The organism is Microbispora hainanensis, assembly GCF_036186745.1.
Classification (GTDB): domain Bacteria; phylum Actinomycetota; class Actinomycetes; order Streptosporangiales; family Streptosporangiaceae; genus Microbispora.
The window spans coordinates 3,329,184-3,355,372 of sequence record NZ_CP108086.1; the positions used below are offsets into that span (position 1 = coordinate 3,329,184).

23 protein-coding genes and 1 tRNA gene are annotated in these 26,189 nt (G+C 68.9%); 18 read left to right on the forward strand and 6 right to left on the reverse strand.

All coding sequences use genetic code 11. The annotated features are described in order from the left end of the window. Positions 1-370 precede the first annotated feature (370 nt). Entirely contained in the window at positions 371-529 is a 159-nt protein-coding gene (locus OHB01_RS15795; RefSeq protein ID WP_168066445.1) for a hypothetical protein, read from the forward strand. Positions 530-670: 141 nt separating this feature from the next. Here OHB01_RS15795 and OHB01_RS15800 read toward each other — a convergent pair whose 3' ends face one another. From OHB01_RS15800 to OHB01_RS15815, 4 genes are all read right to left on the reverse strand, one after another. Next, positions 671-2,548, reverse strand: coding sequence for an acyl-CoA dehydrogenase family protein (locus OHB01_RS15800; RefSeq protein WP_147944505.1), 1,878 nt, complete (start codon positions 2,546-2,548; stop codon positions 671-673). Positions 2,549-2,588: 40 nt separating this feature from the next. After that, complete coding sequence (locus tag OHB01_RS15805; RefSeq protein WP_328855577.1) at positions 2,589-3,974, reverse strand: HAMP domain-containing sensor histidine kinase; 1,386 nt, start codon at positions 3,972-3,974, stop codon at positions 2,589-2,591. After that, the gene (locus OHB01_RS15810) at positions 3,974-4,672 is read right to left on the reverse strand and encodes a response regulator transcription factor (RefSeq protein WP_142651159.1); all 699 of its coding nucleotides are present in this window, start codon (positions 4,670-4,672) and stop codon (positions 3,974-3,976) included. Before OHB01_RS15810 ends, OHB01_RS15805 begins: the two co-directional genes overlap by 1 nt. 74 nt (positions 4,673-4,746) lie before the next feature. Then, positions 4,747-5,478 (reverse strand): class I SAM-dependent methyltransferase, encoded by a 732-nt coding sequence (locus OHB01_RS15815; protein WP_328855578.1) that lies wholly within the window; start codon positions 5,476-5,478, stop codon positions 4,747-4,749. A gap of 277 nt (positions 5,479-5,755) precedes the next feature. Between OHB01_RS15815 and OHB01_RS15820 the strand changes: the two genes are divergently transcribed. After that, positions 5,756-6,307, forward strand: a complete 552-nt coding sequence (locus OHB01_RS15820; protein ID WP_142651161.1) for an RNA polymerase sigma factor — start codon at positions 5,756-5,758, stop codon at positions 6,305-6,307. Then, entirely contained in the window at positions 6,291-7,031 is a 741-nt protein-coding gene (locus tag OHB01_RS15825; protein ID WP_142651162.1) for a hypothetical protein, read from the forward strand. Before OHB01_RS15820 ends, OHB01_RS15825 begins: the two co-directional genes overlap by 17 nt. A gap of 93 nt (positions 7,032-7,124) precedes the next feature. Here the strand turns inward: OHB01_RS15825 and OHB01_RS15830 are convergent, their stop codons facing one another. Next, entirely contained in the window at positions 7,125-8,144 is a 1,020-nt protein-coding gene (locus OHB01_RS15830) for an adenosine deaminase (protein ID WP_142651163.1), read from the reverse strand. Positions 8,145-8,218: 74 nt separating this feature from the next. Here OHB01_RS15830 and OHB01_RS15835 point away from each other — a divergent pair, with 74 nt between their 5' ends. Further along, entirely contained in the window at positions 8,219-8,719 is a 501-nt protein-coding gene (locus OHB01_RS15835) for a SigE family RNA polymerase sigma factor (protein ID WP_142651164.1), read from the forward strand. Beyond that, positions 8,716-9,744, forward strand: coding sequence for a PASTA domain-containing protein (locus OHB01_RS15840; RefSeq protein WP_142651165.1), 1,029 nt, complete (start codon positions 8,716-8,718; stop codon positions 9,742-9,744). The genes OHB01_RS15835 and OHB01_RS15840 overlap by 4 nt, the downstream gene beginning before the upstream one ends. 147 nt (positions 9,745-9,891) lie before the next feature. Here the strand turns inward: OHB01_RS15840 and OHB01_RS15845 are convergent, their stop codons facing one another. Next, positions 9,892-11,097, reverse strand: coding sequence for a pyridoxal phosphate-dependent aminotransferase (locus OHB01_RS15845; protein ID WP_142651166.1), 1,206 nt, complete (start codon positions 11,095-11,097; stop codon positions 9,892-9,894). Between the two features lie 235 nt (positions 11,098-11,332). On the opposite strand from OHB01_RS15845, the gene OHB01_RS15850 reads away from it, so the two are divergent. From OHB01_RS15850 to rpsL, 13 genes are all read left to right on the forward strand, one after another. Next, positions 11,333-11,405: transfer RNA gene (locus tag OHB01_RS15850), tRNA-Trp, on the forward strand. Between the two features lie 75 nt (positions 11,406-11,480). Beyond that, entirely contained in the window at positions 11,481-11,738 is a 258-nt protein-coding gene (secE, locus tag OHB01_RS15855; protein ID WP_030510284.1) for a preprotein translocase subunit SecE, read from the forward strand. A gap of 55 nt (positions 11,739-11,793) precedes the next feature. Beyond that, positions 11,794-12,567, forward strand: a complete 774-nt coding sequence (nusG, locus tag OHB01_RS15860) for a transcription termination/antitermination protein NusG (protein WP_260617491.1) — start codon at positions 11,794-11,796, stop codon at positions 12,565-12,567. Positions 12,568-12,662: 95 nt separating this feature from the next. Next, positions 12,663-13,094: a 50S ribosomal protein L11 gene (gene rplK / locus OHB01_RS15865; RefSeq protein ID WP_030510282.1), complete on the forward strand. Its 432-nt coding sequence runs from the start codon at positions 12,663-12,665 to the stop codon at positions 13,092-13,094. A 71-nt stretch (positions 13,095-13,165) separates the two neighbouring features. Beyond that, positions 13,166-13,879, forward strand: a complete 714-nt coding sequence (gene rplA, locus OHB01_RS15870) for a 50S ribosomal protein L1 (RefSeq protein WP_142651167.1) — start codon at positions 13,166-13,168, stop codon at positions 13,877-13,879. Between the two features lie 267 nt (positions 13,880-14,146). After that, positions 14,147-14,995, forward strand: coding sequence for a DUF1396 domain-containing protein (locus tag OHB01_RS15875; protein WP_142651168.1), 849 nt, complete (start codon positions 14,147-14,149; stop codon positions 14,993-14,995). A gap of 223 nt (positions 14,996-15,218) precedes the next feature. Further along, positions 15,219-15,743: a 50S ribosomal protein L10 gene (gene rplJ / locus OHB01_RS15880; protein ID WP_142651169.1), complete on the forward strand. Its 525-nt coding sequence runs from the start codon at positions 15,219-15,221 to the stop codon at positions 15,741-15,743. 78 nt (positions 15,744-15,821) lie between these two features. Then, positions 15,822-16,217 (forward strand): 50S ribosomal protein L7/L12, encoded by a 396-nt coding sequence (rplL, locus tag OHB01_RS15885; protein WP_076438522.1) that lies wholly within the window; start codon positions 15,822-15,824, stop codon positions 16,215-16,217. A 254-nt stretch (positions 16,218-16,471) separates the two neighbouring features. Next, positions 16,472-16,960, forward strand: a complete 489-nt coding sequence (locus tag OHB01_RS15890; protein ID WP_142651170.1) for a hypothetical protein — start codon at positions 16,472-16,474, stop codon at positions 16,958-16,960. After that, positions 16,957-17,463, forward strand: coding sequence for a hypothetical protein (locus tag OHB01_RS15895; RefSeq protein WP_328708371.1), 507 nt, complete (start codon positions 16,957-16,959; stop codon positions 17,461-17,463). Before OHB01_RS15890 ends, OHB01_RS15895 begins: the two co-directional genes overlap by 4 nt. A gap of 420 nt (positions 17,464-17,883) precedes the next feature. Beyond that, positions 17,884-21,357, forward strand: coding sequence for a DNA-directed RNA polymerase subunit beta (gene rpoB, locus OHB01_RS15900; protein WP_328708370.1), 3,474 nt, complete (start codon positions 17,884-17,886; stop codon positions 21,355-21,357). Between the two features lie 19 nt (positions 21,358-21,376). Continuing rightward, positions 21,377-25,252: a DNA-directed RNA polymerase subunit beta' gene (locus OHB01_RS15905; protein WP_142646734.1), complete on the forward strand. Its 3,876-nt coding sequence runs from the start codon at positions 21,377-21,379 to the stop codon at positions 25,250-25,252. Positions 25,253-25,814: 562 nt separating this feature from the next. Further along, positions 25,815-26,189, forward strand: a complete 375-nt coding sequence (gene rpsL / locus OHB01_RS15910; protein WP_030508316.1) for a 30S ribosomal protein S12 — start codon at positions 25,815-25,817, stop codon at positions 26,187-26,189.

Genomic DNA, 26,189 nt, shown 5'->3' on the forward strand with positions numbered 1-26,189 from the left:
GCGGTGGGAAGGAACGCTGGGGCTGCGGCGTGCGGGGGTTCTGCCGCTTGCCGCCTTTGCTGGACGCGCGAGTACGCATACGGGATCTCCTTGTACGTCGGGAACGCGGCACCGAGGTGCCGTCACTCAGCTGCCGCGTCGGATGGACAGGGCCGGAAAGCTGAGCGGATCAGCTGGGCTGATCAGCGGTCGCCGTACAGAATCCACATGCGGACGACGGTAACAAGCCGCTGTATCGCCGGACAAAGGGTTTTCGCCGTCCGAGACGGCCAAACCGTCTCCAAGTGGCCCACCAGACCGCGACAAGTGGGGTCCTGTGTACTCAGACGCGTCAGAGAGACATCCCTTGCACAGGAGTCAGGAGATACCCATGAAGTCGTTCAAGCGCGTCGCCGCCGTGCTCGCCACCACCGCCGTCGCGGTCACCACGTTCGGCGTCCTGTCCGCCCCGGCGCACGCCCAGAGGGCCGACGGCTGGTACCGCTGCTACGTCTCGGACCACGGCTGGATGTGGTGCCTCGACGTGTGAGCCTGACCGGCTCGCCGCACGGCCCCGCCCGCGCACAAAGCACGGCCCCGCCCGCGCATAGAGCACGGCCCCGCACAAAACACGGCTCCACCGCATGAAACGGCCCCGCCCCCGCACAGAAGGGGGCGGGGCCGTTCCCGTTCAGCCGATGTGCCGGTGGACGTCGTCGAACATGGACGGCCCCGTGCGCTGGGGCGCGATCCACGGCCCCTCCAGCGACGGGTCGATGATGCCCTCCTCCAGGAACGTGTAGCGCCCGTCGAGCACCCGCCGGGCCAGCCGCACGTCCATGGCGTCGGTGTTGTCCCAGAGCCGGTCGAACAACGCCTCGGCCCGCTGCCGGGCCTGGTGGCAGAAGGTGTCGGCCAGCTCGTACGGCTTGCGCCCGAACTCGGCCCCGTCCTCCTGGGCGCGTACGCAGACCGCGGTGATGGCGAACAACTCGGCGCCGATGTCCACGATCCGCGACAGGAACCCCTGCTTGTGCTCCAGCCGTGCCTGCCAGCGCGACATGCCGTAGAACGTCGACCTGGCGAGCTTGCGGCAGGTCCGTTCGACGTAGCGCAGGTGCTGGGCCAGCGGGCCGAACTCTGCGTACGACGTGGGCACCTGGCCGGGCCCGGCCATCAGGCTCGGCAGCCACTTGGCGTAGAAGGCGCCGGCCCGGGTGGCCGCCCGCCCCTTGGCCCGCAGGTCGGCCTTCGGATCGATGAGCTCGCCCGCGACCGACAGGTGGGCGTCGACCGCCTCACGGGCGATGAGCAGGTGCATGATCTCGGTCGAGCCCTCGAAGATGCGGTTGATCCGCAGGTCGCGCAGCATCTGCTCGGCGGGCACGCCGCGCTCCCCGCGGGCGTGCAGCGATTCGGCGGTCTCGTAACCGCGGCCGCCTCTCATCTGCACCAGCTCGTCCATCAGCCGCCAGGCCATCTCGGTGCTGTACAGCTTGGCGAGCGCGGCCTCGATGCGGATGTCGTTGCGCTCGTCGTCGGCCATTCGGCCGGCCAGGTCCACCACCGATTCGAGCGCGTACGTGGTGGCGGCGATGAAGGCGATCTTGCGGGCGATGGCCTCGTGGTGCCCGACCGGCCGGCCCCACTGGACCCGTTCGCGCCCCCACTCGCGGGCGATCTTCGTCGCCCACTTCGCCGCGCCGACGCAGGTGGCAGGAAGGGAGAGCCGGCCGGTGTTGAGCGTGGTCAGGGCGATCTTCAGGCCCTGGCCCTCGCGGCCGATCAGGTTTTCCACCGGCACCCGCACCTGGTGGAAGCGGGTGACTCCGTTCTCGATGCCGCGCAGGCCCATGAACTGGTTGCGGTGCTCGACGGTGATGCCGGGCGCGTCGGCCTCGACCACGAAGGCCGAGATCTTGGAGCCGGTCCGGGCCATCACCACCAGCAGGTCGGCGACCACGCCGTTGGTCGTCCACAGCTTGACGCCGTTGATCACGTACGCGTCGCCGTCGCGTACGGCGGTGGTCGAGAGCCGGGCGGGGTCGGAGCCGACGTCCGGCTCGGTGAGCAGGAAGGCGGAGATCTCGCCCCGGGCGCAGCGGGGCAGGAAGCGGCGCTTCTGCTCGGGGGTGCCGAACAGCCGCAGCGGCTGCGGAACCCCGATGGACTGGTGGGCCGACAGCAGCGCGGTGAGCGCGGGGGAGCACGAGGTCACGAGTTCCAGCGCGCGGCAGTAGTACAGGTGGCTCAGGCCCAGCCCGCCGTACTCCTCCTCGATGGTCATGCCGAACGCGCCGATCGCGGCCAGGCCTTTGATCACCTCGTCCGGAATCACGGCGGTGCGCTCGATGAGCGCGGGATCGACCTTCTCCTGCAGGAACGCCCGCAGGGCGCGCAGGAAGTCGTCTCCCTTCTTGATCTCCTCCTCGGTGAGGCGGGGGGCGGGGTGCACGAGGTCGAGCCGGAAGTCCCCGAGGAAGAGCTGCTTGCCGAAGCTCGGGCGGGTCCACTCCGTCTCGCGCGCCTGCTCGGCCACCTCCCTGGCCTTGGCATAATCGGTCGTCATCGTCGACCTCCTCGGCGGTGAAGCGAGCTGTGCTCGTTAACTACCCGCCAGTAGCCTTTTGCATCGCGGGCAGCGCGATGTGTACGGCCGTCCCTTCGCCGGGGGAGGAGGCGATCCGGCACCGGCCGCCGTGCGCCTCCACGATGGCCTTCACGATCGACAGGCCGAGCCCCGCCCCGCCGGACAGGTGGTCCTCTCCGCGCTGGAAGCGGTCGAAGGCGCGTTCGGCCTGCTCCTGGCTCATCCCCGGCCCGGTGTCGCGCACCTCGATCGTCACCGAATCCGGGGCACGCAGCAGCCGTACGGTGGCCTTGGTGCCCTCGGGCGTGTGCGCCCGCACGTTGCCGAGAAGATTGACGAGCACCTGGCGCACCCGGGCCTCGTCCACGGTCGCGACCAGGGAGGGCGGGGCCTCCACCGTCACGGGATAGGCGGGATCGAGGGCGGCCGAGTCGGCGGCGACCTCGCGGGCCATCTCGGCCAGGTCGGTCTCGTCGAGCGAGAGCGCGGCGCCGCGGTCGAGCCGCGCGAGCTCCAGCATCTCGCCTACCAGGCGGCCCATGCGGTTGGCCTCGGCCTCGATCCGTCCCATGATCTTCGGCAGGTCCTCGGACGGGATCGCACCGGCCCGGTAGAGCTCCGCATAGCCGGAGATGGTCGACAGCGGGGTGCGCAGCTCGTGGGAGGCGTCGGCGGCGAAGCGGCGCACGCGGTCCTCCGACGCCTGGCGGTCGCGGAAGGCGTCGGCGATCCGGTCGAGCATGAGGTTGATCGCGGCGCCGAGCCTGCCGACCTCTGACGGCCCCTCGGGCATCCGGGCCGACAGGTCGACGCGCTCGGCCACCAGGTGGGCGGTGCCCGCCATCTTCCCGAGCGGCGCCAGACCACCGGCGATCAGCAGCCGGCCGCCCGCGGCCAGCAGCAGGATCAGCGCCCCGCCGGTCGCCAGCTCGCTGATCAGCAGGTGGCGCACCGGATCTTCGACCGCGTCCAGGGGCACCGCCACGACCACCAGCCGCAGGCCGCTCGGCGACATCGCCGCCGCCGCGATCATCTCGTGGTCATGGCTCGGGTCGAGGTCGAACGTGCGGCCCTGTGCCGCGTACGCCAGCAACCTGTCCCTGCCCATCGCCTCGGCCAGCGTGGGGACCGCCGCGGCGTCGGCGGCGTCGCCGCTGACCAGACGGGCGCGGTTCTCGCTGAGGTCGTAGGCGGCGAGGGCATAGGTGGAGCCGGTCAGCGCCTGTTCGAGCGGGTCGCCCACGACCACCCGGCGGGCCGCCGTGACGGTCGCCGCCACCACCTGCCCCTCCAGCCGCGTACGCAGGTGCCCGCGCAGCACGATGACGCTGACGAGGGAGAACACGACGAGCAGGACGGCGCTCACCCCGAGCAGCCCGGCGAGCAGGCGCGTCCTGAGCGACATCAGGAGTCCTGGGGAGGCCGCAGGGCGTATCCGATACCGCGCTGGGTGTGGATCAGCGGCGGCCCGAGCGGGTCGAGCTTGCGGCGCAGATAGGAGATGTACGTCTCCAGCACCTGCGAGCTTCCGCCGTAGCCCCAGACCTCTTCCAGCAGCCGCCGCTTGGTGAGGACGAGGCCGGCGTTGGCCATCAGGAAGGCGAGCAGGCGAAACTCGGTGGGCGACAGGTCAACCGTGACGCCGCCGCGCCGCACCTCCCAGCGCGCCTCGTCGAGCTCCAGGTCGGCCACCCGGAGGATCGGCCCGTGGGCGCGTTCGGCCGCCGCCGGCACCGTCGTACGGCGCAGCACGGCGCGGATGCGGGCGACCAAGGCCTCGACGGAGAAGGGCTTGGTGACGTAGTCGTCGCCGCCGAGGGTCAGCCCGCGCACGGTGTCGGCGACCGCGTCGCGGGCGGTGAGGAAGATCACGGGAGGGTGCACGCCGTCGGCCCGGATCCGGCGGCACACCTCGAATCCGTCGATGTCGGGCAGCATGACGTCGAGGACGACCAGGTCGGGCTGGTTTTTCAGCACCTCGCCGAGGGCCGCGGCCCCCGTGCCCACGGCCGTCACCCGGAAGCCGTGGAACCTGAGGGCGACTTCCACGATGTCCCGGATGTTTGGCTCGTCCTCGACGACGAGGATCCTGGTTTCACTCATGGGTGACCCATTGTGCAGGTAGAAAGCATTTGCCGCACAATTCGGGTTTACTTGGCCGCCCCGCGCGGCACCCGTCAGCGCGGAACGCGCGCCACGCAGAACACGGTCTGGCCGAACGGCGGGCGGATGAACCGCTCGATGAGCCGGGTCATCGGCACGACGGTGCGGTCGTAGATCTTCACGAGCCGGGGGTCGGGGTAGCCCACGCCGCCCCGCCGTACGGCCGCCCACCAGGCGATGCCGCCGAGGAAGTTGATCGGCTTGATCACCTGGACGTCGAGCCCGGCGTCGGTCACGGTCTTGCGCAGGGTGGCGGGGGTGTAGCGGGTGACGTGACCCACCTTGCGGTCGAAGTCCCCGTAGAGCTGCATGTAGCCGGGCACCCAGATGACGATCCGGCCGCCGGGAGCGGTCACCTTGGCCAGCGACCGCAGCGCCTCGGCGTCCTCCTCGATGTGCTCGAGGACGTTCATCATCACGACGGTGTCGACCGGATCGGCGAGGGGGATGTCGGTCGGCAGGCCGAACTGGAGCACCGACACGTCGTCGCGGTCGGCGAACCTCTTGCGCAGCTGTTCCACGCAGTAGGGATCGAAGTCGCTCACCACGAGCCTGTCGAGGCGCGGCAGGAACTGCTCGGCGAAGTGCCCGAGACCCGAACCGATCTCCAGGAGCGACCGCCCGACGTGCGGGGCGACCATGTCGAACTCGTATTGCCGGTAGTTCTTGGCCTCGTCGCCGCCGAGGTGGTTCTCCAGAGCCTCGTCCCCGGCCGCCGGCTGGACTACTCGGTCATACCCAGACATAGGATCCTCGATCTGCACGCTGACGGTCGTGGAAAGTGTAGTGCCCGCCTCATCGGCGGACGCCCGCTTCGCCGGAGGGGCCGCCGATGACGGATTGCGCCCGCACTGTTCTTCCCGCGGCACGTTGGTTCGACGAGCGTTGGTTCGACGAGCGTTGTTTTGACGAGCGTTGTTTTGACGAGCGTTGTTTTGACGAGCGTTGTTTTGACGAGCGCTGTGGACGGGATGCCCGCATGATCGTAGGCTTCACCTCCATCCCACCCCCCGATTGCCCCCGATGGACGACGACGAAGCAGTGACCCGCGCCCTGGCCGGTGACCTTGACGCCTTCGAGGTGCTGGTCACCCGATACAGCGCGGTCGCCCACCGTACGGCGAGCCTGCTCGGGGCGGCCGACGAGGCGGAGGACGTCGTCCAGGAGGCGTTCGTCAAGGCGTTCCGCCACCTCAAGGGATTCCGCCGGGGCTCGTCCTTCCGCCCCTGGTTGCTGCGCATCGTGGCCAACGTGACCCATGACCTCACCCGGTCGCGTGGCCGCCGCTCCGACCTCGCCGTACGGCTGGGCCGCGAGCGGGAGCCGTACGGGCCGGGGGATCCCGAGGACCCGGAGGACGCGGCGGTGGACGCCGACGGCAGGAGCAGACTGCTGGAGGCCGTACGCGCGCTCCCCGAACGGGAACGCGAGGCCGTGGTCTGCCGGTATTTCCTGCAGTTGTCCGAAGCGGAGACGGCCGAGGTCCTCGGCGTGCGCCTCGGCACGGTGAAGTCGCGGACGTTCCGGGCACTGCGGCGCCTGCGGGAGGAGGTGGGCCGTGAACAACTCGGGTGACAGCGAACCGATCGCACCGGACGATCTCGAATCACGGCTCCGGGCCCTCGGCGAGGACCTGGCCGTGCCCCCCGCGCCGCCGCCCGCCGGCGTGGCGCGTGCCGTACGCGCCCGCATCGAGAGCGGCGAGCCAGCACCCCGGCGGGCCGTGTGGCGGCCGACGCCGCGCGTGGCGGCAGCGGCGGTGGCGGTGCTGATGGCCGTGCTGCTCGGGGTCACCCCGCAGGGCCGGGCCGCGGTGGTGTCGGTGCTGCGCTTCGCGGGCGTCGAGATCCACGTCGGCGGCGCGGGGCCGCTGCCCACGGGGGTGCCGAGCCCGTTGCCCGGCGAGCGCCGGGTGACGCTGGAGGAGGCGCGGCGGGCCGTCCGCTTCCCCGTCCTCGTGCCGTCCGCGCTCGGCGCGCCGGCCGACGTCCGCGTCGCCGACGGCGGCCGGGTGGTGACGCTGCTGTGGCCGGGCGTCCGGCTCGACGAGTACGACGGCACGCTGGGCGTCGTCTGGCGCAAGGAGCTCGGAGAACCGTGGCCCGATCAGGTGAGCGCGGTCGGCGGATGGTGGATCCGGCAGCCCCACGGGGTGTCGTACATGCCGTCGGGCGGGGGCACGCCGCGCCAGGAGCGGGTGGCCGGGCCGACGCTCATCTGGCAGCACAACCTGGTCGGGCTGCGGCTGGAGGGACCTGACCTGGAGGAGGCCGTACGGATCGCCCGCTCGGTGAAGTGAGGCGTGAAGTGAGGCGTGAAGTGACGCGTGAAGTGACCGGTGCGGTGACCGGTCAGGTGACCAGCGAGGTGACCGGCGAGATGTACGGCGGGCTCACTCGGGAGAGGCGAGCCAGGCGTCGATCTCGCCGGCCAACTCCTTCTTGACCGAGTCGGGCGCCGTCGACGACCGGATCGACTGCCGGGCCAGCTCGGCCAGCTCGGCGTCGGCGAAGCCGTACACGTCCCGTGCGAGCTCATACTGCGGCAGCAGCCGGGCACCGAACAGCAGCGGGTCGTCGGCGCCGAGGGCGATCGGCACCCCGGCCTCGAACAGCCGCCGCAGCGGCACGTCCTCGGGCCGTTCCGCCACCCCGAGGCCCACGTTGGACAGCGGGCACACCTCGCAGGTGATCTGCCGGTCGGCCAGCCGTTCCATCAGGCGGGGCGATTCGGCCGCGCGCACCCCGTGACCGATCCGGTCGGCGCCCAGGTCGTCGAGGCACTCGGCGACGCTCGCCGCGCCCAGCAGCTCGCCGCCGTGCGGCACGGCGAGCAGCCCGGCCCGCCTGGCGATCCGGAAGGCGTGCTCGAAGTCCCTGGCCCGGCCGCGCCGTTCGTCGTTGGACAGGCCGAAGCCCACCACGCCCCTGCCCTCGTAGTGCGCCGCCAGGCGGGCCAGCGTCCTGGCGTCGAGCGTATGCCGGGTGCGGTTGGCCGCCACGATCACCGCCATGCCGATCCCGGCCTGCCTGGCCGCCTTGTCCGTCGCGTCGAGGACGAGTTCGAGCGTCTCGGTCAGCCCGCCGAACCGCTGGGCGTAGCCGGACGGGTCCACCTGGATCTCCAGCCAGCGCGACCCCTCCCGGGCCTCGTCCTCGGCGGCCTCCCGCAGCAGCCGGTAGACGTCCTCGCGCCGGCGCAGCACCGACCGCGCGATGTCGTACAACCGCTGGAACCGGAACCAGCCGCGCTCGTCGGTCGCCCGCAGCTTCGGCGGCCAGTCCTCAACCAGGGCGTCGGGAAGATGGACGCCCTGCTCCCGGGCGAGCTCGATCAGCGTCGAATGCCGCATCGAGCCGGTGAAGTGCAGGTGCAGATGTGCCTTGGGGAGCGTGTTTAGTGGACGTGCCATCTCCATATGTTGCCGCATGTCGCTCTCAACCCGTGGCGGGGTTGGCGCGTTGGGGAGGGGCGAAAGGGGAGCTCATGACCGAAGAAGACGAGGCGGCTTTCGACGAGTTCCTGGCCGCGCGCAGCACCGCTCTCCTGCGCACCGCGATCCTGGTCTGCGGCGCCTCGGAGTCCGACGCCGAGGACATGGTCCAGAACGCGCTGGAGAAGGTCTACCGGCACTGGCCGCGCATCCGCCACGACAACCCCGAGGCGTACGCGCGCCGGGTCGTGGTGAACGGCGCGATCAGCAAGGCCAGGCGGCGCAAGGTGCTCCAGGAGATCACTTTCGCCCAGCCGCCGGACACGCCGGTGGAGTCGCCGGACCTCGGCCTGCGCGACGTGCTCGTCGCCGAGCTCAGGAAACTGCCGGCCCGGATGCGGGCCGTACTGGTCCTGCGCTACTGGGAGGACCTGTCGGAGGCCGAGACCGCCGCGCTGCTCGGCTGCTCGGTCGGCACCGTCAAGAGCCAGGCCGCCCGCGGGCTGGCACGCGTGCGCGCACGCATGGAGAACTTGCAGGGAGTGTCCGCATGAACGTCGAAGAGGCGCTGAAAGACGCCATGGCCGCTCAGGTCGCCGGCGTGCACGCGTCGCCGTCGCTGGGCCAGGCCGTACGGCGGGGCAACCGCCGCCACGTCGTCAGGTTTCGCGTGGCGGGGGCGGCCGTGCTCACGGCGGCGGTCGCCGTGGGCGTGCCCGTGGCGCTGACCGCCCGGCCCGACACCGTCCCGGCCGGCGGCAGCCTCGTGGGGGCCGGCGCCACCGGTCAGGAGGCCCCGGCCGCGTCGACGGCCGCCTCCGGTGACGCGGTCGCCACGCCGGAAGGGGTCGTGCCCGACCTGACCGGCAAGAGCGCCAAGGAGGTCGGCGCCATCCTCAAGGAGGCCGGATACACGATGCGATTCACGAAGATCGTCACCGACACCGCCCCGGCGGGGACGGTCTTCGGTCAGATGCCGCAGCCGGGGACGGCCGCTCCCCCCGGGGCGGCGGTCACGGTCATGATCGCCGGGACCGCCGGCCCGACCCCCGCCCCCTCGGAGGGCACCCCGTCGGAAGACACCTCGTCGGAGGGCGCCGAAAACCCGGGGATGCCCCAGGACCTCGGCGATCTCGGGGACGGCCGGACGCTCGGCGGAGTGCACGTCGGCTATCTGCCCGAAGGGCTCGAATGGGGCAAGTGGTCCGGCAAGGACGGCTTCGGCAAGCGGAGCTACACCACGAGCTGGGTGGAGCCCGGCCTGGAGCCCGGCATGTACAGCGTCCAGATGATCGTCTATCGGAAGGGCGCCGTGAGCCGGTTGAGCAAGCGCATGCAGAGCTACGCCGCGCAGGGCGTCAAGCCGATCGAGGTCGGCGGCAGGAAGGCCTACCTGGTCAGCGTGTCGGAGGGCGGCGACCGGGTCATGGACGGCGGCACCCGCACGATCGTGTGGACCCTCGCTCCCGGCGTCGGCGCCGAGGTCATGATCAGCCCTGACTACGCGGCCAAGATCGGTGCGGACGCGGCCGACAGCGAGCTCAAGAAGATCGCCGGGGGAGCCACCCTCGCCAAGTGACCCCGCTTCGATCCCGCGCCTCCGTGGTCCCCACGGGCCCGTGGGTCGTGCGCCGGCATGACGAAGGCCCGGTCCCGCTTCTCGGGGACCGGGCCTTCGCTGAAATTTGCAGAGTCCGGATGACCTCTTTCAGCGGGCTTCGGCTTCTCAGTGGGCCTCGGCCAGGAGCTTGCCCACCCGGCTGACGCCCTCGACCAGGTCGTCGTCGCCCAGCGCGTACGACAGGCGGAAGTAGCCCGGGGTGCCGAACGCCTCGCCGGGCACCAGCGCGACCTCGGCCTCCTCCAGGATGAGCTCGGCCAGCTCGGCCGAGGTCTGCGGGCGCTTGCCGCGGATCTCCTTGCCCAGCAGCGCCTTGACCGACGGGTACGCGTAGAACGCGCCGAACGGCTCGGGGCAGACCACGCCGGGGATCTCGTTGAGCATCCGGACCATGGTCTGGCGACGCCGGTCGAACGCCGCGCGCATCTGCGCGACGGCCGACAGGTCGCCGGAGACGGCCGCGAGCGCGGCGGCCTGGGCGACGTTGGAGACGTTCGAGGTGGCGTGGGACTGCAGGTTCGTCGCCGCCTTGACCACGTCGGACGGGCCGATCAGCCAGCCCACCCGCCAGCCGGTCATCGCGTACGTCTTGGCCACGCCGTTCAGCACGACGACCCGGTCGCGCAGCTCGGGCACGGCGGTGGCGATGCTGGAGAACTTCGTGTCCCCGTAGACCAGGTGCTCGTAGATCTCGTCGGTCACGACCCACAGGCCCTTGTCGAGCGCCCAGCGGCCGATCTCCTCGACCTGGGCGGGGGAGTAGACGGCCCCCGTCGGGTTGGACGGCGAGACGAACAGCAGCACCTTGGTGCGGTCGGTCAGCTTCTCCTCCAGCTGCTCGACCGAGGCCAGGTAGCCGGTGGTCTCGTCGGTGACCACGTCGACCTGGACGCCGCCCGCGAGCTTGATCGCCTCCGGGTACGTCGTCCAGTAGGGCGCCACGACCAGGACCTCGTCACCCGGGTCGAGCAGCGTGGCGAACGCCTCGTAGACCGCCTGCTTTCCACCGTTCGTCACCAGGACCTGGGCGGCCTCGACCTGGAACCCGCTGTCGCGCAGCGTCTTGTCGGCGATCGCCTGCTTGAGCTCCGGCAGGCCCCCGGCCGGCGTGTACTTGTGGAACCTGGGGTTCCGGCACGCCTCGACGGCCGCCTCGACGATGTAGTCGGGCGTCGGGAAGTCGGGCTCGCCGGCGCCGAAGCCGATGACCGGGCGACCGGCCGCCTTCATGGCCTTGGCCTTGGCGTCCACGGCCAGAGTCGCGGACTCGGAGATCGCGGAAATACGCGCGGAGATGCGAGGTCGGGTCATGCCTCCATCGTTCCAGACGCGCCACGCGGTTTCGTATCCATATCCAGGATCCGGACGGGTCCGCACGGTAGCTTTAGATCGCACAGAAACGGCACTCGGGCCGCCTTCGGGCGGTGCGGCGGTCATGTGGTTCGACGGAGTGGTGATTCCCGCGTACACTTCACCGACTAGTGGGCCACGTGAACGACGCGACGGACGCTTCGGCGCGTTTCTCGGGTATCGTGGTGCACGGCTTAGGGCACTAGCGCAATTGGTAGCGCACCGGTCTCCAAAACCGGCGGTTGGGGGTTCGAGTCCCTCGTGCCCTGCGGAGTGCGGTCCGCGCAACAATGGCGTGAAAGCGCGCCGCAACTGCGACGGACACGACGGATCAGGTGAGGACTGTGGCGATCGACACCCGCGGTGAAACCGCTGGCAAGCCAGGCAAGCCGACCAGTGAGAAGAAGGCAAAGCGCACCTCGCCCGCTCTGTTCTACCGGCAGGTCGTCGCCGAGCTGCGCAAGGTCATCTGGCCCAGGCGCAATGACCTGATCTCGTACACCGTAGTTGTCCTGGTCTTCGTTGTGATCATGGTTGGGCTCGTGTTCGGGATCGATACGCTGCTGGGTAAGGCAGTGCTCTGGCTCTTCGGCGGATCCTGATCCCGCCCGAGACGTCGTAGCACGTCAAGACACCAAGCGAAGAAGGAAGAGTCCCGTGTCCGAGTCCCCGATGCCGGCCGACCGCTCCCATGACGAGCATGACGAGTGGGGCACCGAGCAGGACGAGGCCGTAGCAGAGGTCGAGGAGACCACGGCCGCCGACTCTGACGGCGGTGACGGCGGCGAAGACTCGGCCGAGGTCGCCGCGCAGGTCGACGAGGACGGTGACGTCCTTCCGGATGTCGACCCGGTCGAGGAGTTCAAGCGTCAGCTTCGCGGTCAGTTCGGCGAGTGGTATGTCATCCACTCGTACGCCGGTTACGAGAACCGCGTGAAGCAGAACATCGAGAGCCGGATCGGGTCCCTCAACATGGAGGACTTCATCTTCCAGGTCGAGGTGCCGACCCACACGATCACGGAGTTCAAGGGCGGCAAGAAGACTCCGATCAAGGAGCGTGTGCTTCCCGGCTACGTTCTGGTCCGGATGGACCTGACCGACGAGTCCTGGGCCGCGGTGCGCAACACGCCCGGCGTGACCGGCTTCGTCGGCCTGTCCAACAAGCCGAGCCCGCTGAACCTCGACGAGGTCGCCAAGCTGCTCGCGCCGGAGCCTTCCGAGGAAGTCAAGAAGGCCACGACCAAGACCACCACCGCGACCGTCGACTTCGAGATCGGCGAGTCCGTCACGGTCATGGACGGGCCGTTCGCCACGCTGCCGGCCACGGTCAGCGAGATCAGCGCCGAGTCGCAGAAGCTCAAGGTCCTCGTCTCGATCTTCGGCCGAGAGACCCCGGTCGAGCTGTCGTTCAACCAGGTCTCGAAGATCTGACCGCCTCGCGTAGACTCGATAGCCGTCCTCACGGCACGCCCTGCTTCGGCGTGCCTGTGAGGCTTTTGTAGGACAAAGGACCCGGAGAAGGACAAATGCCTCCAAAGAAGAAAGTCGCGGCCCTGGTGAAGGTCCAGCTTCCCGCTGGGCAGGCCACCCCCGCGCCGCCGGTCGGTACCGCGCTCGGTCCGCACGGCGTCAACATCATGGACTTCGTCAAGCAGTACAACGCCGCGACGGAGGCCCAGCGGGGCAACATCATCCCCGTCGAGATCACCATCTTCGAAGACCGCACCTTCACCTTCATCACGAAGACGCCGCCGGCGCCTGAGCTGATCAAGAAGGCCGCCGGTCTGCAGAAGGGCAGCGCGAACCCGCACAAGGACAAGGTGGGCAAGCTGACCCGCGAGCAGCTTCGCCAGATCGCCGAGACCAAGATGCAGGACCTCAACGCCAACGACGTCGAGGCCGCCGAGAAGATCATCGCCGGCACCGCCCGTTCCATGGGCATCACCATCGCCGACTGACTCTCAGCGGTGACCAACGCAGTGGGAGGGCCCGCGCAGGCCCGGACCACGATCTCCACGAGGAGCACGAAGTGAAGCGCAGCAAGAACTGGAAGAACGCGGCGGCCGAGATCGACCGCACGGCCCTGTACGCCCCGCTCGAGGGTGTGCGGCTGGCCAAGAAGACCGCGACCACGAAGTTCGACGCGACCGTCGAGGTCGCCCTGCGGCTGGGCGTCGACCCGCGCAAGGCCGACCAGATGGTCCGCGGCACCGTCAACCTCCCGCACGGCACCGGCAAGACCGCCCGGGTCCTGGTCTTCGCGACCGGTGACCGTGCCGAGGAGGCCCGCGCGGCGGGCGCCGACATCGTCGGCTCCGACGAGCTGATCGACGAGGTGTCCAAGGGCCGTCTCGACTTCGACGCGGTCGTCGCCACCCCGGACATGATGGGCAAGGTCGGTCGTCTGGGCCGCGTGCTCGGCCCCCGCGGCCTCATGCCGAACCCGAAGACCGGCACCGTCACGCCCGACGTGGCCAAGGCCGTCAGCGACATCAAGGGCGGAAAGATCGAGTTCCGGGTCGACCGGCACGCCAACCTGCACTTCATCATCGGCAAGGCGTCCTTCGACGACCGCCAGCTCGTGGAGAACTACGCCGCGGCGCTGGACGAGGTGCTGCGTCTCAAGCCGTCGGCGGCCAAGGGCCGTTACCTCAAGAAGGTCACCTTCACCACGTCCATGGGCCCGGGCATCCCGGTCGACCCGAACGTGACGCGGGCGATGACCGCCGAGATCGACGCCTGAGCCGTCTTCCCGGCCGACACGACGACGGAAGCCCCCGCCCTCTACGGGCGGGGGCTTCCGCGCGTCTGTGGCCGTGTAGGGCCCCACGACGCTCGATCGGCTGCTGCGTCGCCTCTCGGCCGTCCCTCGCTCAGCCCCTGCTCCAGGCCCCGTCTTGTGAAGGTTCTGTGCACGGCTCATGGGGGTTCGTCCGCCGGCCACGCGCGGACGGCGTTAGGCGCATAAGGTCAAGGGCAGGTAAAGGGGGACATCGAAGGGATGGACACAATGCGACGACTACTGGTGGCCGCGGGGGCGGTAGCCGCGATCACGGTCGCGGGATGCGGCACGACCGCGACTCCGTCTCTCCAGAACGCCAGGCTCTCGGCGGCCGAGGTCATCCAGCAGACCGCGCAGAAGGCCGACGACGTCGACACCTATGCCGCCGACCTCGTGCTGAACGTCACCGACGCCGACGGCGGTCAGGGAGGGGTCGTCCAGGGCACCATGCTCTACCAGAAGACCCCGCAGATCTCCTCCGACATCAACCTCGGCCAGGTGTCGTTCAACGGGCAGAACATGCCCGGCGGGGTGCGGGTGATCCTCCAGGGCGACGTGGCGTACGTGAAGCTCGACATGCTCAGGACCCTGGTGGGCGCCACCAAGCCGTGGATCAGGCTCGACCTGAAGCAGCTCGGCTCTCAGGCCGGCGTGGACATCGAGCAGTATCTCGCCCAGGCGCAGCAGTTCGACCTGAAGACGAGCGCCGCCATGCTCACGGCGTCGAAGGACGTCAAGCCGGTGGGCACCGAGCAGGTCGGCGGGGTGGACACGACCCACTATTCGGGCACGTTCCCCGTGGCCGAGGCGATCAAGCAGCTTCCGGAGGACCGGCGCGGCCACGTGCAGGACGAGCTGGCGAACGCCAAGGACGTCACGTTCGACGCCTGGATCGACGGCCAGGGCCTGCCGCGCAAGGTCGAGCTGAACGGCGGCAAGCCGGGCGCAGGCACGTTCAAGGCGACGGCGATGTTCAAGTCGTTCAACGAGCCGGTCTCGATCAAGGCGCCGGCCGCCGACCAGGTCGGCGAGCTGCCGCGGACGCTGACGCAGCAGCCGTCCGGCGCCACAGGCTGATTTGGCGTCTTGCCGGTTGACACCGTAGTCTGTCTCCTGCCGAAGACCGCCGGTCGTCACTGGGCCCACAACCCGGTGACCGAAGGATCCACGTGAGTGGACGGCCCGCGTAGGTGTGGAGAAGCTTGAGGACGTTCGACGTCTGTCCAAGCCCCGTGCGCCTGCGCCGGGGCTTGTCTGTTTTCTGAGGGCCTTCGCCGGCGGCACATCTGGAAGGAGGCCCATGGCGAAGGCGGAGAAGAGCGTCGCGATCGCCGAGCTCAAGAGTGAGTTCGAGGGATCCAGCGCCGCCGTTCTGACCGAATACCGCGGTCTCACCGTCGCTCAGCTCAAGCAGCTGCGCGTTTCTCTCGGTGGGAATGCGAAGTTCGCCGTGGCGAAGAACACGCTCACCAAGATCGCGGCCAACAGCGCCGGGATCACCTCCCTGGACGACCTGTTCCAGGGCCCGACCGCCATCGCGTTCGTCAAGGGCGACGTGGTGGAGGCGGCCAAGGGTCTGCGTGACTTCGCCAAGGCCAACCCCCTCCTGGTGATCAAGGGTGGTGTCGTCGACGGCAAGTCGATGACCCCCGACGAGATCACGAAGCTTGCCGACCTTGAGTCCCGCGAGGTGCTCCTCGCGAAGCTGGCCGGTGCGCTGAAGGCCAAGCAGTCCCAGGCTGCCGCCACCTTCGCCGCGCTGCCCACCACGATGGCTCGACTGGCCGAGGCTCTGCGCGCCAAGCGCGAAGAGGCCGGCGAGTAGGTCCGCGCAGCGGACGGGGGAAGCGCGCACCGCGGTCCCTTTACACGTTTTTTGCTAGATCCACTGGAGGAACACACCATGGCGAAGCTCAGCACCGACGAGCTGCTCGAGACCTTCAAGGAGATGACCCTCCTTGAGCTGTCCGAGTTCGTGAAGGTCTTCGAGGAGACCTTCGACGTGAAGGCCGCCGCTCCGGTCGCCGTCGCCGCCGCCCCGGCCGCCGGTGGCGCCGGTGGCGCCGCCGAGGAGGCCGAGGAGCAGGACGAGTTCGACGTCATCCTCGAGGCCGCCGGCGACAAGAAGATCCAGGTCATCAAGGAGATCCGCGCCCTGACGAGCCTGGGCCTCAAGGAGGCCAAGGACCTCGTGGACGGCGCTCCGAAGCCGGTCTTCGACGGCAAGGTCAACAAGGAGCAGGCCGAGAAGGCGAAGGCCGCCCTGGAGGGCGCCGGCGCCACGGTCACCGTCAAGTAAGACGGTCTTGTAACACGCTTCACCGAAGGGGCGGGTCCATCCAGGTGCCGGATGGGACCGCCCCTTTCGCGTGCCCGGACCCCGTGCGGAATCCGGAATCTATGGGCAGGGCGGGTCCGCTGATCTATCGTGCCGATTAGGGAGTGTCCGACGACGGCGCGCGCGGGTGGCACGCCGGCCTCGCCGGGCACGACCGTTGATCCGCGCGACGTGAACGGGCCGAGACGACGACCGGGTGCTCAGGAGGTGCGGGGATGCGGCGCGCGCTGACCGCCGGGCTCGTGCTCCTCGTGGTCGCGCTGGCCCTGACGGTCCGCCATCTCGCCCAGGCCCGTACGGAGGCCCTCGCGACGGCCGAGGACGGCGAGATGGCCGTGCGGGCCGCGGCGGCGCACGCGGTGAGCCTCATGTCGATCGACCACCGCCGCATCGACGACGACATCAAACGAGCGCTGGCGACCTCCACGGGCCCGGAGCGGGCGCAGTACGCCGCCGGGCAGGCGGCTCTGAAGGCCACCACGCTGAAGAACAAGGCCGTGCAGACGGGCGTCCTGCGGGCCTCCGCGCTCACCTCCCTCGCCGCCGACCGGCGCACGGCACAGGTGCTGATCGTCGGCGACGCCGTGATCCACTGGGAGGACGGCAGGAAGGCCCCTCCGGAGGAGCGCTTCTTCCGCTGGCGCATGGACGTCACGAAGGCCTCGGGCCTGTGGCTGGTCTCACGGGCGGAGCTGGTGCGGTGAGGCGCCTGCTGCGGGCGCTGACGGCCCTCGTGGCGGCCGGGCTGGCCGTCGCCGCCGTGTGGCTCCTGCTCGATCTGCGCCGCCTCCAGGCCACCGAGAGAGCCTCCAGGGAGGCACTGTCGGCCGCCCGGTCCTACGCGCCCGACATGTTGTCGTACGACTACCGTACGATCGATCAGGACATGCTGAGGGCGGGAGCGCACGCCACCGGGCAGCTGGCGGAGCACTACCGGACGCTCGTGGCGACGCTGGGACCGCAGGCGCGCGAGCGGCGGACGGTGCAGCACGCGGTCGTCGCCGCCGCAGGAGTGGAGTCGGCGACGCCGGAAGAGGTCCGGGTGCTGCTGTTCGTGAACATGGTCACGACGCGGTCGGGCCCGGGTCAGGAGGAGCCGAAGCAGCAGGTCAGCCAGGGGAGAGCGCGCCTGGTCATGGTGACGCAGGGCGACGGCTGGCGGGCCTCCCGGCTGTCCACGCTCCTGGGTGACACGCCCGTTCCCTGAGCCCGTGGCTAAATTGTTAGTAAAGAACACGTTTAAGCCGTGCCACCCGGTGGGTATCCAGGGCTCGGCGGCGTCGACCGACGGTCAGCGTTGGGTCGTTCGCGTGACTGAGCGTTACCCGTGTCCGGTCCCGGGTAGGGACTGGATCCCCGGAGCTCGCTCGGCCGCGAGGGCGGAAAAACCCTGCGAGACCCCTGCCGGTTAGGCGAAATGTCGGCTCTCGGGCTTGACGTTTCGGCGCTGACGGGTGATGCTGCCACCAACGTGGAGCGCAGAGCGATAGCGGAGTGGACAGGTGTATGCCGATCGGCTACACTGCCCCTTTGCGCTGCCCTTTGACGACCGTCTCTCTGAGTAACTCTTAGTCCTGGTCGTCTGGCGTGCGTGTAGTCAGTCCGCGAGCCCTCGGAAGGACATCTGTTGGCAGCCTCGCGCAACGCCTCCGCCGTACCCGCCGGTCCCCGAACCGTGTCGTTCGCACGAATCGAGGAGCCGCTCGAAGTACCCGACCTTCTCGCCCTGCAGACCGAGTCCTTCGACTGGCTGCTCGGAAACGAGAAATGGAAGGGCCGGGTCGAGGCGGCTCGCCAGGCCGGGCGCAAGGACATTCCGACCCAATCCGGTCTCGAAGAGATCTTCGAGGAGATCAGTCCCATCGAGGACTTCTCCGGAACCATGTCCCTGTCGTTCCGGGATCACAGGTTCGAGCCGCCCAAGTACTCAGTCGATGAGTGCAAAGACAAGGACATGACCTACTCCGCCCCGATGTTCGTCACGGCGGAGTTCATCAATAACACCACAGGTGAGATCAAGAGCCAGACGGTGTTCATGGGCGACTTCCCGCTCATGACGTCGAAGGGCACCTTCATCATCAACGGCACCGAGCGTGTCGTGGTGTCCCAGCTCGTCCGTTCGCCGGGTGTCTACTTCGACCGTTCGGTCGACAAGACCTCCGACAAGGACCTGTTCGGCTGCCGGGTGATCCCGTCGCGCGGCGCGTGGCTCGAATTCGAGATCGACAAGCGCGACAGCGTCGGCGTGCGCATCGACCGCAAGCGTAAGCAGCCGGTCACGGTGCTGCTGAAGGCGCTCGGCTGGACCAACGACCAGATTCTGGAGCGTTTCGGTCAGTACGAGTCGATGCGGGCGACCCTGGAGAAGGACCACACCTCCGGCCAGGACGACGCGCTGCTCGACATCTACCGCAAGCTGCGTCCGGGCGAGCCCCCGACCAGGGAGTCGGCGCAGGCGCTGCTGGAGAACCTGTACTTCAACCCGAAGCGCTACGACCTCGCCAAGGTCGGCCGTTACAAGATCAACAAGAAGCTGGGCGTCCAGGCCGACATCACCCAGGGAACGCTGACCGACGAGGACATCGTGTCGACCATCGAATACCTCGTCCGGCTGCACGCCGGCGAGGAGACGATGGGCCCGGACAACTCGGTGGTCGTCGAGACCGACGACATCGACCACTTCGGCAACCGTCGTCTGCGCACGGTGGGCGAGCTCATCCAGAACCAGGTCCGCCTGGGCCTGGCCCGCATGGAGCGCGTCGTCCGCGAGCGCATGACCACGCAGGACGTCGAGGCGATCACGCCGCAGACCCTGATCAACATCCGCCCGGTCGTGGCGTCGATCAAGGAGTTCTTCGGCACCTCGCAGCTGTCGCAGTTCATGGACCAGACCAACCCGCTGGCCGGCCTGACGCACAAGCGGCGTCTGTCCGCCCTGGGCCCGGGTGGTCTGTCGCGTGAGCGCGCGGGCTTCGAGGTCCGCGACGTGCACCCCTCGCACTACGGCCGCATGTGCCCGATCGAGACGCCGGAAGGCCCGAACATCGGCCTAATCGGCTCGCTGTCCTCCTTCGGGCGGGTCAACTCGTTCGGCTTCGTCGAGACCCCCTACCGCCGCGTCGTCGACGGCCGGGTCACCGACGAGATCGACTACCTCACCGCGGACGAGGAGGACCGGCACGTCGTGGCGCAGGCCAACACGGCCCTGAACGCCGACGGCACCTTCGCCGAGACCCGCGTGCTCGCCCGCCGCAAGGGCGGCGAGTTCGAGGCCGTCCACCCGTCCGAGGTCGACTACATGGACGTGTCGCCGCGCCAGATGGTGTCGGTGGCGACGGCGATGATCCCGTTCCTGGAGCACGACGACGCCAACCGCGCGCTCATGGGGTCGAACATGCAGCGTCAGTCGGTGCCGTTGCTCAAGAGCGAGGCGCCGCTGGTCGGCACCGGCATGGAGTATCGCGCGGCGACGGACGCCGGTGACGTCATCACGGCCGAGAAGGCCGGTGTGGTGGAGGAGGTCTCGGCCGACTACATCACGGTGATGAACGACGACGGCACCCGGACGACGTATCGGGTGGCGAAGTTCAAGCGGTCGAACCAGGGCACCTGCTTCAACCAGAAGCCGATCGTGTCCGAGGGTGACCGGGTCGAGCGGGGTCAGGTCGTCGCCGACGGTCCGTGCACCGACAACGGTGAGATGGCGCTGGGCAAGAACCTGCTGGTGGCGTTCATGCCCTGGGAGGGGCACAACTACGAGGACGCGATCATCCTGTCCCAGCGTCTGGTGCAGGACGACGTGCTGTCGTCGATCCACATCGAAGAGCACGAGGTCGACGCCCGCGACACCAAGCTGGGTCCGGAGGAGATCACCCGCGACATCCCCAACGCCTCCGAGGACGCGCTGGCCGACCTCGACGAGCGCGGCATCATCCGCATCGGCGCCGAGGTGACGACCGGCGACATCCTGGTCGGCAAGGTCACGCCGAAGGGTGAGACCGAGCTGACGCCGGAGGAGCGGCTGCTGCGGGCGATCTTCGGTGAGAAGGCGCGTGAGGTGCGCGACACCTCGCTGAAGGTGCCGCACGGTGAGTCGGGCAAGGTCATCGGGGTGCGGGTGTTCAGCCGTGAGGAGGGCGACGAGCTTCCTCCGGGTGTGAACGAGCTGGTGCGCGTGTACGTGGCGCAGAAGCGCAAGATCACCGATGGTGACAAGCTCGCCGGCCGTCACGGCAACAAGGGCGTCATCTCCAAGATCCTGCCGGTGGAGGACATGCCGTTCCTCGAGGACGGCACGCCGGTCGACATCGTGCTCAACCCGCTGGGCGTGCCGGGCCGGATGAACGTCGGCCAGGTGCTGGAGACCCACCTCGGGTGGATCGCCGCCCGCGGATGGGACGTCTCCGGTCTCGACGAAGCCTGGGCCGAGCGCCTGCGTGACAAGGACCTGGGCAGGGTCGAGCCCTGGACCAAGGTCGCCACGCCGGTGTTCGACGGCGCCCACGAGGAGGAGATCGTCGGCCTGCTCAACAACACCCTCCTCAACCGGGACGGCTCCCGCATGGTGGGGGAGAACGGCAAGGCGCGGCTGTTCGACGGCCGCTCCGGCGAGCCGTTCCCGCACCCGATCTCGGTGGGTTACATCTACATCCTGAAGCTGCTGCACCTGGTCGACGACAAGATTCACGCCCGGTCGACCGGTCCGTACTCGATGATCACCCAGCAGCCGCTGGGTGGTAAGGCGCAGTTCGGCGGCCAGCGCTTCGGTGAGATGGAGGTGTGGGCCCTGGAGGCGTACGGCGCCGCCTACGCGCTGCAGGAGCTGCTGACGATCAAGTCCGACGACGTCCTGGGCCGTGTGAAGGTCTACGAGGCCATCGTCAAGGGCGAGAACATCCCCGAGGCGGGCATTCCCGAGTCCTTCAAGGTCCTCATCAAGGAGATGCAGTCGCTCTGTCTCAACGTCGAGGTTCTCTCCAGCGACGGCATGTCGATCGAGATGAGGGACACCGACGAGGACGTCTTCCGCGCGGCGGAGGAGCTCGGCATCGACCTGTCCCGGCGTCCCCACGAGGGCGCGATGACCGTCGACGAGGTCTGATTCAAAAGGGGATTATCTAGTGCTCGACGTCAACTTCTTCGACGAGCTGCGCATCGGCCTCGCGACCGCCGACGACATCAGGCAGTGGTCGCACGGCGAGGTGAAGAAGCCCGAGACCATCAACTACCGGACCCTCAAGCCGGAGAAGGACGGGCTCTTCTGCGAGAAGATCTTCGGTCCGACCCGGGACTGGGAGTGCTACTGCGGCAAGTACAAGCGCGTCCGCTTCAAGGGCATCATCTGTGAGCGCTGTGGCGTCGAGGTCACGCGCGCCAAGGTGCGCCGCGAGCGGATGGGCCACATCGAGCTCGCCGCTCCGGTCACCCACATCTGGTACTTCAAGGGCGTCCCGTCGCGCCTCGGTTACCTGCTCGACCTCGCCCCGAAGGACCTGGAGAAGGTCATCTACTTCGCGGCGTACATGATCACGCATGTCGACACCGAGATGCGTGACCGCGACCTGCCGTCGCTGGAGGCGAAGATCTCCGTCGAGCGGCAGCACATCGAGCAGCGCCGTGACGCCGACATCGAGGCCCGCCAGAAGAAGCTCGAGGCCGACCTGGCCGAGCTGGAGGCCAGCGGCGCCAAGGGCGACGCCCGCCGCAAGGTGCGTGAGGGCGCCGACCGCGAGATGCGCCAGCTCCGCGACCGCGCCCAGCGTGAGCTGGACCGGCTGGAGGAGGTCTGGAGCCGCTTCAAGAACCTCAAGGTCCAGGACCTGGAGGGCGACGAGCTGCTCTACCGCGAGATGCGCGACCGGTTCGGCCGCTACTTCCGCGGCGGCATGGGCGCCCAGGCCATCCAGGAGCGGCTCGCCAGCTTCGACCTGGAGGCCGAGGCGGAGAACCTGCGCGAGACCATCCGCAGCGGCAAGGGCCAGAAGAAGGCCCGCGCCCTCAAGCGGCTCAAGGTCGTCGCGGCGTTCCTCAACACCCGCAACTCGCCGAGCGGCATGGTCCTCGACTGCATCCCGGTGATCCCGCCGGACCTGCGGCCGATGGTCCAGCTCGACGGTGGCCGCTTCGCCACCTCGGACCTGAACGACCTGTACCGCCGGGTCATCAACCGGAACAACCGCCTCAAGCGTCTGCTCGACCTCGGCGCGCCCGAGATCATCGTGAACAACGAGAAGCGGATGCTCCAGGAGGCCGTCGACGCCCTGTTCGACAACGGCCGCCGCGGCCGCCCGGTCACGGGCCCCGGCAACCGTCCGCTGAAGTCCCTCAGCGACATGCTGAAGGGTAAGCAGGGTCGTTTCCGGCAGAACCTGCTCGGCAAGCGCGTCGACTACTCCGGCCGTTCGGTCATCGTCGTCGGCCCGCAGCTCAAGCTCCACCAGTGCGGCCTGCCCAAGCAGATGGCGCTGGAGCTGTTCAAGCCGTTCGTGATGAAGCGCCTGGTCGATCTCAACCACGCGCAGAACATCAAGTCCGCCAAGCGGATGGTCGAGCGGTCCAAGCCGGTCGTGTGGGACGTGCTGGAAGAGGTCATCACCGAGCACCCGGTGCTGCTCAACCGCGCGCCCACCCTGCACCGCCTGGGCATCCAGGCCTTCGAGCCGCAGCTCGTCGAGGGCAAGGCCATCCAGATCCACCCGCTCGTCTGCACCGCGTTCAACGCGGACTTCGACGGCGACCAGATGGCGGTGCACCTGCCGCTGTCGGCCGAGGCCCAGGCCGAGGCCCGGATCCTGATGCTGTCCACCAACAACATCCTCAAGCCGGCGGACGGCAAGCCGGTGACGATGCCCACCCAGGACATGGTCATCGGTCTCTACTGGCTGACCACCCAGAAGGAGGGCGGCGTCGGCGAGGGCCGGGTGTTCGCGACGGTGTCGGAGGCTCTCATGGCCTTCGACCGCCACGAGCTGGACATCCAGGCCAAGGTCCAGGTGCGGCTCAAGGACGTCCCGCCGCCGCGCGGCTGGGAGGCCCCCGAGGGCTGGGAGCCCGGCGACCCGATCCGGCTGGAGACCACGCTGGGCCGATGCCTGTTCAACCAGACGCTGCCGGACAACTACCCCTTCGTGAACTACCAGGTCGGCAAGAAGCAGCTCTCGGCGATCGTCAACGAGCTGGCCGAGCGGTACCCGAAGGTTGAGGTGGCCAACGCGCTCGACTCGCTGAAGGACGCCGGCTTCTACTGGGCGACCCGCGCCGGTGTCACGATCTCCATCGAGGACGTCGTGGCGCCGCCGAACAAGGCCGAGATCATGGAGTCGTACGAGCGCCGGGCCGACAAGGTCCAGCGGGAGTACGACCGCGGTCTGATCACCGACGAGGAGCGCCGTCAGGAGCTCATCGAGATCTGGACCCACGCGACGGCGGACGTCGAGACCGACATGGTCAACGCGTTCCCGGCGACCAACCCGGTCTGGATGATGGTCAACTCCGGCGCCCGTGGTAACCGCATGCAGGTCCGGCAGATCGCCGGCATCCGCGGCCTGGTGTCCAACACCAAGGGTGAGACGATCCCGCGCCCGATCAAGTCCTCCTTCCGCGAGGGCCTGTCGGTGCTGGAGTACTTCATCTCCACCCACGGTCAGCGGAAGGGTCTGGCGGACACCGCTCTGCGGACCGCCGACTCCGGTTACCTGACCCGTCGTCTGGTCGACGTCGCGCAGGACGTCATCGTGCGCGAGATCGACTGCGGCACCGACCGGGCCGTCCCGCTGCACGTCGGCGAGCGCGACTCCCAGGGCAACCTGGTCAAGGCCGAGAACGCCGAGAGCAACGTGCACGGCCGCATCCTGGCCGAGGACGTCGAGGTGGACGGCAAGCTCATCGCGTCGGCGGGCGTCGACATCAACGACGACGTCGTGACGGCGCTGGTGAACGCCGGCATCGAGACGGTCAGGACCCGCAGCACGCTCGTCTGCGAGGCCAAGATCGGTGTCTGCGCGACCTGCTACGGCCGTTCGCTGGCCACCGGCAAGCTCGTGGACGTCGGCGAGGCCGTCGGCATCATCGCGGCCCAGTCGATCGGTGAGCCCGGCACCCAGCTGACCATGCGTACCTTCCACACCGGTGGTGTGGCGGGCGCGGACATCACCCACGGTCTGCCGCGTGTCCAGGAGCTGTTCGAGGCCCGCATCCCCAAGGGTGTGGCCCCGATCAGCGAGGTCGCCGGCCGGGTGCGGATCGACGAGACCGACAAGACCCGCAAGATCGTCATCACTCCGGACGACGGCTCCGACGAGGTCGCCTACCCGGTGTCGATGCGGTCGCGGCTGCTGGTCTCGGAGGGGCAGCACGTGGACGTCGGCCAGCTCCTGGTCGCCGGTGCGCGCAACCCCAACGAGGTGCTGCGCATCCTCGGCCCGCGCGCCGTCCAGCTCCACCTCGTGGACGAGGTGCAGCAGGTCTACCGCTCGCAGGGTGTGTCGATCCACGACAAGCACATCGAGGTCATCGTCCGGCAGATGCTCAAGCGCGTGAACGTGCTGGAGTCCGGCGACACCGAGCTGCTGCCCGGTGAGCTGGTCGAGCGGCCGCGCTTCGAGGCCATCAACCGTCAGACCGTGGCGGAGGGCGGCCAGCCGGCCTCCGGCCGTCCGGTCCTGATGGGTATCACCAAGGCCTCGCTGGCGACCGAGTCGTGGCTGTCGGCGGCGTCCTTCCAGGAGACGACGCGAGTCCTCACCGACGCGGCGATCCACGCCAAGTCCGACTCGCTGCTCGGCCTCAAGGAGAACGTCATCATCGGTAAGCTCATCCCGGCCGGTACGGGCATGCCCCAGTACCGCAACATCCGGGTGGAGCCGACCGAGGAGGCCAAGGCCGCGATGTACACGGTCGGCGGCTACGACGGCTCTGCCGCGGACTACACCTTCGGCTCCGGCAGCGGCGAGGCCGTCCCGCTGGAGGAGTACGACTTCGGCCAGTACGGCCGTTGACAGGTCGCCGCGGTGAGAGATCGCCGCGGCGGGCTACATACGGAAAAGCGGTCCGGGGCATCCCCCGGGCCGCTTTTCCGTTGTCCGCGCTCCGCGTACGCGCGCGACGCCGGGCGGGGACGGCGTGGAAACCGTGAGAAGCCCCTCGTGAGGGCGGTATGATGGGGGGCCGAGTCCTTCGACGGTCCGGCTTGGGCCGTCGGCGCAGCGGCACGTCAAGACAGCGGGGCACGTCCCTCCGGGGCGTCCTCCTCTGTTTTGACGTGTTGTACGGGGGAGGGTAGGCTTTACCCTCGTGCCCGTCTGTGGGCTCGCATGCGTGCGCTCAAATGCCGCTTCTCGAAGAGAGGGGCGTGCGGGGGGCGCCGTGTGACTCCTCCAGATCGACCGGATCTGCTCGGGTGTGCTGCGACAAGAGCGCGACACGCCCGACCGCGGGGGTCGAAGGGGATGGAAAACCAGCAGGTCATGACACCGGCAGTACCTGCAAGCCTGTGAGAGGCGGCCTCGCCACCTCGACCGGGTCCTACGTATCACCGGCTAGGCACGAAACGGAGACGCGGTGCCCACCATTCAGCAGTTGGTCCGTAAGGGCCGGCAGGACAAGGTCAGCAAGACCAAGACTCCTGCCCTCAAGGGGAGCCCGCAGCGGCGCGGCGTTTGCACCCGCGTTTACACGACGACCCCCAAGAAGCCCAACTCGGCGCTGCGCAAGGTGGCCCGTGTTCGGCTCACCAACGGCATCGAGGTCACGGCTTACATCCCCGGGGTGGGCCACAACCTCCAGGAGCACTCGATGGTGCTCGTGCGTGGTGGTCGTGTGAAGGACCTGCCGGGTGTTCGCTACAAGATCATCCGTGGTTCGCTGGACACTCAGGCCGTCCGCAACCGCAAGCAGGCCCGCAGCCGCTACGGCGCGAAGAAGGAGAAGAGCTGA